Origin of the sequence: Streptomyces sp. NPDC088812, assembly GCF_044750285.1 — a bacterium.
Taxonomy (GTDB): domain Bacteria; phylum Actinomycetota; class Actinomycetes; order Streptomycetales; family Streptomycetaceae; genus Streptomyces.
Map to the genome: position 1 here is coordinate 1 of NZ_JBIVJP010000070.1, position 1,547 is coordinate 1,547.

The following is a 1,547-nucleotide window of genomic DNA, read 5'->3' on the forward strand; positions in this document are numbered from 1 at the left end:
GGGTGCCTCTATGTCTTTCGTCAAGGCACCCTCGTCGGGTTTGGGGTAGTTCGGGCTCGTCGCGGTTATGCGGCGAGCCCGATGGTTTTCGGTTCGCGGGGTTCGTAGAAGGTGCCGTCGCGGAGCATGGCGAACAGGACGCTGATGCGTTGGCGGGCGAGGCGGAGGAGAGCCTGGGTGTGGGTCTTGCCGCGGGCTCGTTGTTTGTCGTAGTAGGTGCGGGAGGCGGGATCGGCGTTCATGCAGGCGAAGGCGGAGAGGAACATCGCCCGTTTGAGCTGCCGGTGTCCGCCTCGGGGCGCGTGTTCGCCGTGGATCGAGGTGCCCGACGACCTGGTGGCCGGGGCGAGCCCGGCGTAAGAGGCCAGGTGGGCGGCGGTGGGGAAGCTGGTGCCGTCGCCGACAGTGGTCAGCAGGACGGCGGCGGTCCTGACGCCGACGCCGGGCATCGACGTCAGGACCGGGGAAAGAGGGTGGGCCTCCAGCAGGGTGGTGATCTGGGCTTCCATCGCCCGGCGCTGGGTGTGGACGGCGGCCAGGGACGCGGCCAGGGAGGGGATGACGATGTCCAGGGTGCCGGTGCCCGGGACGACGACGGTCTGTTCGTCCAGGGCGTCGAAGACGTCGTCGATCAGTCGGGCGGCCATGCGTGGGGCCTTCGGGCGGATCAGCTCCACGAGTCTGCGGCGGCCGGCCTTGCGCAGGGCGGTCGGGGAGCCGTAGCGCTCCAGGAGCCAGGTGACGGCCTGGTGGTCGAGACGCGGTCCCAGGACGCGTTCCAGGGAGGGGTGAAACTGGGTGAGCAGGCCGCGTATCCGGTTGGAGGTGCGAGTGGCCTCGGCGGCCAGGTCCTGGTCGAAGCCGGTCAGGACGGTCAGCTCGGCGGTGATCTCGTCGGTCAGTTCCAGGGAGCGCAGAGTGTGTGGCATCGACCGCGCGGCATCGGCGATGACGGCCGCGTCCTTCGCGTCGGTCTTCGCCTCGCCCGGGTAGAGGTCGGCGATGCGGCGCATGGCCAGGCCGGGCAGGTAGGCGACGCGGCAGCCGGCGTCGCGGGCGACGGTCAGCGGCAGGGCGCCGATGGAGGCGGGCTGGTCCACGATGACCAGGACGGTGCCGAACTTCGCGGTTAGCTTGTCGAAGACAGCCCGCAGTTTCGGCTCACTGTTGGGCAGCGGCTTGTCGAAGACCTTCTTCCCGGCCGGGGTGAGTCCGTGGCCGTGGTGAGCGGACTTGCCGACGTCCAGGCCGAGGAACACGCCCACGTCTTCGATCTCGAACATCGTGCCCTTTCAGGGGTAATGACGGTGCCGGCCTCGGCTCGGGTGTCGTGCTCGCGCATCCACGTTATGCAGACCTGCCGCCCGCGAACTGTCCGGCATTGCACCGGACCGGACGGTGGCCGGACCTCTGATCAGCGTCTCCGACGGACACCTCCCGGACCCGGTGACACCACCCCCCAGGTCATGCCTTCGACAGGGGGCAACAGTCATGCCGGGCCCGGAGGCCAGCGGCCCTCTTGCAGGACCGCGAAAAACATAACGGGG

The 1,547-nt window shown here is 69.2% G+C and carries 1 protein-coding gene; it reads right to left on the bottom strand.

Features of this window, described 5'->3' with window-relative positions; all coding sequences use genetic code 11:
- Positions 1-65 precede the first annotated feature (65 nt).
- Positions 66-1,283, bottom strand: coding sequence for an IS110 family transposase (locus tag ACIP67_RS43250; protein ID WP_401700214.1), 1,218 nt, complete (start codon positions 1,281-1,283; stop codon positions 66-68).
- Positions 1,284-1,547 lie beyond the last annotated feature (264 nt).